Source organism: Pseudomonas sp. P7758 (assembly GCF_013386485.1).
Classification (GTDB): Bacteria; Pseudomonadota; Gammaproteobacteria; order Pseudomonadales; family Pseudomonadaceae; genus Aquipseudomonas.
The window spans coordinates 1-6,617 of record NZ_JACARS010000176.1; the positions used below are offsets into that span (position 1 = coordinate 1).

The window sequence follows — 6,617 nt, forward strand, 5'->3', positions numbered from 1 at the left end:
AGGGTAGCGTGGTGGTGGGGTGGGTGCAACTGGGGAAATAGTTGTTTCGTTTTGCTGCTGCCGGGCTTGGTTCTGGCGGCCTGAATATGAGTCTGTCGCGTCTTCTCAAAACGCTGAGCTTGAAGGGCAGGTTTGCCATTCCTGCAGCCAGTTCAGGATGCAAAATCATGCGGCTCGTGCAGTTATGTCGTTTTATGGATACGTCATAATTATTGGCTACCCATAATTTGGCATAAAAGTCGGAAGGGCGAACGCATCACTAGTGTGGTGCTCATCGACAATCAGATGTCATCCGATAGACGACGCAATCCGCCGCAGCGTAGAACGACAATTCCCCGAACTCACCGGCGGTTACCACCTGCCACGCTTTACCCGGGTTGTCGCCGTGGCTGACGCGCCCGCCGGCGCCGGGATCTGCGACGACTTCCGGCCGCGCTACGCTGTCGACATCGAGGTCATGGGGCCGGATGGCGAGCCAGATACCAAGCTGCCGATCCTGGCCGGTGTGCCGTTGCCGCTGCCCACTGGTGGCGAGGAAATGGGCATCTATGCGTTCCCTGAGGAAGGCACCCAAGTGGTGGTGTGCTTTGCCTACGGCCTGCCACACAAGCCCTATATCCAAACCATTTTGCCCCACGGCCTGAGCATGCCCAGCGTGCCGAAGGGTGACCAAGTGTGGCAGCACAGCGAGGCCTGCCAGCAGCGTGTCGACGCGGACGGCAACTGGCTGCGCCAGACTGACGGCAAGATCCTGGACAAGGCGATCGAGCGGGAAGTGGAAGCGATGGGCAACACCGAGCGGTACCAAAGCCACACCAGGACCGTGGACGATCATTCAACCGAGTCGGTAGGGGGTATCAAGACTCTTGAAGCCCTGGGCGCGCTGAAGCTGCTGTCGGGCGGATCTGCGAGCCTGGCGGCGGTGGATGATCTACACCAGGCGACCGGGCGGGACTTGAACCTGGTGGTGGGGCAGAAGCACAACGCCACGGTGGGCGGCGACATGGAGGAAAGGATTCAGGGACTGCGTAAGAGCGTAGCGGCGGTCAGCCAGCGACTAGTGGCGCCCAAGACCTGGTTGGGGTCCGAGGGGGTGAACGTGCTGCAGGTGCTGTGTGATTTGCTCGATCTGGTGCAGCAGATGAACATCCAACTGGCGAGTCATACTCATGGGCCTACACCGGCACCTGGTAACGCTGCTGCGTTTACGGATAATTCGGGTAAAGCGATGATTTTGTCCAGTCGAACTAAGTCGATCACTCTCTGACGCTACTCCGAGGAGATGAGTCGGTGGTAAGTGGAGGGGCGCGTACCGTACGATGTTGAAAGCGGATCCAAAACACATGGTCAAAATTAGGGACAATCATGAGCAGCACAGTCAGCATATTCGAATCTATTCCTGGACCGGTGTGGGGGGTTATTGGTGCTGTAGCGGGTGCTACGCTTACATCGATTACTAACTTGGTCGCTAACTTTGGCAATAACAAACGGCTATCTCTTCAGCTTGCGCATGATGCGAAAGAAAAAAATATTGACCGGATGAATAATCTTCGCCGAGAGATCTATCTGTCGGCTGTCGCAGAAATGACTAAGGCCAGTAGTTATTTTGGAAAGCTTCCGCACGAAGACCCTAGCAATCAGAATGTTGCTGCTGGACTGGAGGGCTTATATGTTGCAGCGGCCAAGCTGTCGTTGGTTGCCCCGCCAGGGACACAAGAAGCAGTTGACAGCCTCGGCGTGGAATATTGGAAGCTCACACATAAGGTGATAGTTGCGCTTTCGCCAATGCAAACGTTAAAAGCAGAAATGAATCTCTATGGAGGTATGTACGACCAAGCAATGATTGACGTCAAACGAGTAATCGGAGCGATGAATAATCTACGGGAGGGTGGCTGTCCAGATGAAAATGCTATGTTTGGACTGAAGGAGAGTTTTGATTTTTTGAGTGGTCAGGCCGCTGAATTCTCCCAAAATAGGCAAGTGGCAACTAGTGAGTTTTATGAGCTGTGTGCAAAATACAATCACGAACTTATGGTAGATATGAAGCCGCTAGCAATACTTCAAGCAAAAGTGGTGATTGCTATACGGCAGGACTTTGGGATTGAAACGGACGAGGCTCGCATGATGGCTCATATGGAACGGCAGTGGAGTACGGTGTCTGAAGCGGTCGATCAAGCAAGTTCACAAGTCGTTTAAGTGGGTATGTAATTGAGCCGGCTTAATTGCCGGCTCAGTTTGGAGGAGATTTATTTCGTTACTAAGGCACTACTGATATGTCGTCGGGTCATATTGGATATAGATAAATTCTTTTTGGATAGCCCAACCCTCACGTTATCCCAGTCCAGAATGATCATTGTCGGTGTTTCGACTGGAGTATTGGGCCTTTCTATGAAAGCGCCAATAGGGAATGATGCTCCGTCGTTTAGGTCACTATGCTTTTTTAAATATTCTTCTATTGTGTTTCTTGCGCCGTCTACGTTTTCGCGTATGGTTTTTCGTACTTCTTCATGTACGTGACTAATGGCGCCAATGTATGATCGTGCACCTTTTTTTAGGTCGAATTTTTCGGGAAGTTCGTTAAGTACAGCTTTTTTGAATTTAGGGTTCTCCGCTAAAATTTTCTTTTCTGCATATATTTCTAGATTGAAAACTAGCTGATCTACTTTTTTATTGTCGTCTATGGTCCAGCTGCTAGGTGCACTAACGGTGTGTACAGCTAAGCCACTATGGTTGACATGGTTTCTGAGAATTTCCATAGCTCGATAGTCTAAGCATTCATCATAATGCTTACTTAGCAGCGCGCCAATTGAAGCCTCTGTCTCAGAGCTATTGCTGGAACACTTCGCCGCGAGGCCAGCTACTAGTTCGGTATATTTTCTTCCGGTTGATAAAAAATTCACCAGTCTGCGATTTAGAGTTGATAGGACCTCATAGGTGCGATTGTAGTCATAGTGAATGCTATTAACTAAGTTGTCTAATGTTATTGTTAATTGTTCTTTTTCGAACTCCATGTAATTGCATAGTGCGACATCGTACTTTTCTTCTATATTTAGTGCGTCGCTTAATATGCGCCGGGCTTTAATTAGAAGTGCGTACTCGCTCCACTCAAGAGCTAACGTTTTATTTTTGTCGAGAGTTACAGATCCAAGATAATACTTTGCTTCAACGTCCATGCTGGATACTCAGAATTTTAGTCAGTTGATTCTCAAGAATTGAAACAGAAATTCAGGGTGCACGGTGATTTTTATGCCAAGCGGCACCACCAGGACTGTGCGTACGCACATCCGTCTATGTACTCAATACCGCTCAACACAAAACCGGTCGGCGCCATTCCCGACAGTGTCGCGTCCTGCAGTAAAGGGAGGGGGTCTGGTTCGAGCGGCATTCCTTTGGACACTCTCGCTACGTTTGAGCTACGTCCCAGCTCTGGCGATAGTTGTGCGTTAACAAGAACGTTTCCCCTAATCGCTGGGTAGCGCCTTCTTTCTAGCGGGCTCAGAGCCACGCCTTTGCTCCGCATGGGTGTGATCAGCATATGCATAAGAAGTCCGCCTATTCCTCGCCTGGTTCATCCAGAAGCGCTTCCACGGCATAAGCCAAAGCACAATCCGCTTGCTCAAGAAGATCGCTTAGCCCATCTCGGTCGATCAGATTTGCTCTGTGTAGCGCGTGAGCCTCATCCACCAGCACCTTATGGTGGGCACCTGGATGCCTGATTAGTGCTTGCTTGTCCCGCAGGAATGACATCCAGGTCTGAATCGTCCACGCCTCAACAGGGTTACTTGGGCTCATTACCGATACCTGCACTATGTACTGTATATGTGAACAGTATATTGGCGTGCTATCGCGCAGGGGAGGGATCCGACGAAGTGCTGGTCGGCCTGTCGGGTGAAACTCTGGCGTGAAGAAAAAATCGGCTGAAAAAGCACTTATCCCCCTCCCGCCGACGGGGTTTGCGTCCTTTTGTGCAATCCAGGATGTAGTGCAAACGAACCTGCAGCCCAGAAGGGCCAAGGCGCTCCGCGGGCGATCGGCAGTTTCACAGATTGTAAATTTTTGAAGAAAAGTACGGTGCGGTTGCACAGGGGGGCTGCAGGCGATCACGAACGGGGCAGAGCTGGAGGCCCGGGTTTCATTGAGTCGAAAATATAAAAACATTCGAACTAGGGAGTTTTCAGAATCGCAACCGGTAGAAAGTGCACGTCATTGCAGTTAAAAGGCGTGTCTCAGCCTATGCAGGGAGTCGCCCGCCGGCTGGGCCTGGCAGGCTGATTAAGTTCGGGAGAGGGGTTTCAAGCTTTTGCAGCGGCGCCGCGTACATGAGGAAGGGCAGCGAGGCGTTCCAGGCGGGCGAATTCCGCTTCTACCAACGGGACCAGCAACTGGTTCAATGCGCCTTCAAGTATCTCGGCCTGATGTTGAGTCAGTCGTTTTACTGTGCCGGTCACGCCGCTTGCGCAGCACACGCAATCGGGATCAATCCCAAGGATGTCCAGCGCACCATCTATATAGCCCCGTAGGTAGTCAGCGCGGTTGAACAGAATCAGGCTGGCCGGCCCTTCCTGGTAGTCCCAATGGACCTCCCATAGGGTGCCTTTCTTGATGACTTCAATTTTTGGAATGGGAGCGACGGAGCTAGGCTTTTTCATGGTGTTCTCCGGATTAAAGTCACGAGGCGAGAGCAGTCTGGGGTGGCGGGCCTGAAGGGCTGCTGAAAACTTTTTCCAGGTACACCCCCTCCTGACACGTAAGTGGCGTCAGCGGGGCGAAAAACGCCTGAAAAGCCCCGGATTCATTGGGGGGCGCCACTTACAGTCACGTCATCAAAAAGTCTAAGCTAGGAGCGCATCTGAAAAAACCCCTTTAAAAACAGTAGGTTGAGAACGTCCTCACTTACAGTCACGAACTGTTCGGCGCCGACACTGATCTGACAGTCTACTTACGGTTTAGAAATGGTTCTAAGCTATTGAAATATAAGGGATAGAGATAGATAAAAAATCTGACTTACACTTCTTACGCACTTTTGATGTGCACACCGGAAAAATTTTCTCGTATGTAGAGAGGGTGACGCTCGACGTGTTCAGACAGTACCGTGGCACTAGATTTGCGGGGCCATTGATTAACCCGCCTGTCGATCGATATCTGCTTCCAGGCTCTGGGTAACACTTCCGAATATGGTTGTTCGCTTGGTCGCAGATCTGTGTAGCACCACGTGCAAGTGAATGAATATTTGGGTTTACTCAAGAGCCTCTGTAACGAGGCTCTTCGGATATCTGCGCCTTGTAAAGAACCTGCTGGTGATCCACATGCCTGAAACGGCACCCGCGAAGGAGTAGAAGATAAGCCCGGTATCTGCTGTCTGAGAAAAGAATGAAGGTCGCGGGGCATAGATAGCAGAGAGGTAGATCGACACGAACACGATGAACGGGACTACATCTGAGGCAATGGCGCCTAGTTTTCCGGTTTTTTTCTTTTGGGGCTTGGGGCGAGTGAATTGACCAAAGTTCCGGATGCCCGCTGGAAGACCTTTCAAGGTGCCCTTAATAAGAGGGTGCCGATCAGTACTGGTATGCAGAATCTCCACCACAACCCCATCGTTTGCATCGAGGAAATTGAAAGTGAATCCCATCTCATTAAAAATGTGATCTGGAAGTTCGCGGAATGAGAAATCGTTTACCGCACGACTGGACCTCACTATCGAGATGGATAGGATTTTGCCGTCGTCTCCTACGCGGAACCGGAGGGGGTCCTTATCAACAATGTCTGCACCACTAACGGTGTTCTCGCCGCTGTTCCAGAAAATCAGTGTGGATTTGGTTAGACGGGGAATGCTCATGCCGTCGTATTGAACGACTATCTCTGGTGGCAGCGCGTCTGAGGCGCTCCCCAGGAGATGCTCTCCCAGGTAGACATAGGCCAAGCTGGTTCGTCTGCGAGTCCATAGATATGTAAGGACCGCGAATGTGATGCCTGCAATCCCAAGCAACGTGCCAAGCCAGCTTTTGTCCAGGAGGCCCTGTGCATAGTCGATCCACGACATTACCGTATCCCTACAGACGATGAGGAAGCGAAAACTGGTTGCTTGTTACGTGCCTTGTTACGTATGACACAAAAAACAAAGGCCTGCATCGCTGCAAGCCTTTGTTTTTAAATGGTGCCGGCACCAGGAGTCGAACCCGGGACCTACTGATTACAAGTCAGTTGCTCTACCAACTGAGCTATACCGGCGTGTTAGGGCGACGATTATAGCGATTGGCAAGCATCTGTAAACCCCTGAATTCTGACTATTTTTGCAACCGACCGGGTTTTCTCTGCGCGGCCTCGTTTCAGCCACCCCAACCCCGCCAATCCCATGCGCTGGATCACTGGAAAGGCCTGCGTGCAGAAAGCGGCAAGTGCCAGTTCCTGTCCTGGAACAACAACCTCAAGCCCGACGGCCGCTTCACCATCACGTTTTTCCGCGATGCGCAGCAAACCCAGCCAATTCAAACCGAGAACGGCACCTGGTGTGGCGGCGGACCCGACCGACGATTGCCAGGAGGATTATGAGTTCACCGAGCACCGTATTCGCGGTTAATCCCATTTAGCTTCAGATGAGGTTTTGTGGCGAGGGAGCT

General features: G+C 51.4%; 8 protein-coding genes and 1 tRNA gene. 2 read left to right on the forward strand and 7 right to left on the reverse strand.

The features are described 5' to 3' along the window. The first annotated feature begins 295 nt into the window (after positions 1-295). On the forward strand, positions 296-1,267 hold the full coding sequence (locus HX873_RS29290; RefSeq protein ID WP_177069308.1) for a hypothetical protein: 972 nt from the start codon (positions 296-298) through the stop codon (positions 1,265-1,267). Between the two features lie 98 nt (positions 1,268-1,365). Next, on the forward strand, positions 1,366-2,196 hold the full coding sequence (locus tag HX873_RS29295) for a hypothetical protein (protein ID WP_177069282.1): 831 nt from the start codon (positions 1,366-1,368) through the stop codon (positions 2,194-2,196). A gap of 50 nt (positions 2,197-2,246) precedes the next feature. Here the strand turns inward: HX873_RS29295 and HX873_RS29300 are convergent, their stop codons facing one another. The 7 genes from HX873_RS29300 to HX873_RS32150 all read right to left on the reverse strand — a co-directional run bounded on the left by HX873_RS29300 (position 2,247) and on the right by HX873_RS32150 (position 6,489). Beyond that, complete coding sequence (locus HX873_RS29300) at positions 2,247-3,173, reverse strand: hypothetical protein (RefSeq protein ID WP_177069283.1); 927 nt, start codon at positions 3,171-3,173, stop codon at positions 2,247-2,249. 71 nt (positions 3,174-3,244) lie between these two features. After that, positions 3,245-3,541, reverse strand: a complete 297-nt coding sequence (locus HX873_RS31890) for a hypothetical protein (protein WP_242487124.1) — start codon at positions 3,539-3,541, stop codon at positions 3,245-3,247. An 11-nt stretch (positions 3,542-3,552) separates the two neighbouring features. After that, positions 3,553-3,792, reverse strand: coding sequence for a hypothetical protein (locus HX873_RS29305; protein ID WP_256347425.1), 240 nt, complete (start codon positions 3,790-3,792; stop codon positions 3,553-3,555). Positions 3,793-4,292: 500 nt separating this feature from the next. Next, the gene (locus HX873_RS29310; RefSeq protein WP_177123595.1) at positions 4,293-4,649 is read right to left on the reverse strand and encodes a hypothetical protein; all 357 of its coding nucleotides are present in this window, start codon (positions 4,647-4,649) and stop codon (positions 4,293-4,295) included. 587 nt (positions 4,650-5,236) lie between these two features. After that, positions 5,237-6,040, reverse strand: a complete 804-nt coding sequence (locus HX873_RS29315; RefSeq protein ID WP_177069285.1) for a hypothetical protein — start codon at positions 6,038-6,040, stop codon at positions 5,237-5,239. 112 nt (positions 6,041-6,152) lie between these two features. Further along, positions 6,153-6,228 (reverse strand) — tRNA-Thr (locus HX873_RS29320). A 15-nt stretch (positions 6,229-6,243) separates the two neighbouring features. Then, positions 6,244-6,489, reverse strand: a complete 246-nt coding sequence (locus HX873_RS32150; RefSeq protein ID WP_177123596.1) for a hypothetical protein — start codon at positions 6,487-6,489, stop codon at positions 6,244-6,246. Between the last annotated feature and the right edge of the window lie 128 nt (positions 6,490-6,617).

Bases quoted from the DNA above. Each gene is read 5' to 3' on its own strand.
- HX873_RS29295 (WP_177069282.1), top strand. From the start codon at position 1,366: ATGAGCAGCACAGTCAGCATATTCGAATCTATTCCTGGACCGGTGTGG.
- HX873_RS31890 (WP_242487124.1), bottom strand. From the start codon at position 3,541: ATGCATATGCTGATCACACCCATGCGGAGCAAAGGCGTGGCTCTGAGC.
- HX873_RS29300 (WP_177069283.1), bottom strand. From the start codon at position 3,173: ATGGACGTTGAAGCAAAGTATTATCTTGGATCTGTAACTCTCGACAAA.
- HX873_RS29315 (WP_177069285.1), bottom strand. From the start codon at position 6,040: ATGTCGTGGATCGACTATGCACAGGGCCTCCTGGACAAAAGCTGGCTT.
- HX873_RS29310 (WP_177123595.1), bottom strand. From the start codon at position 4,649: ATGAAAAAGCCTAGCTCCGTCGCTCCCATTCCAAAAATTGAAGTCATC.
- HX873_RS29305 (WP_256347425.1), bottom strand. From the start codon at position 3,792: ATGAGCCCAAGTAACCCTGTTGAGGCGTGGACGATTCAGACCTGGATG.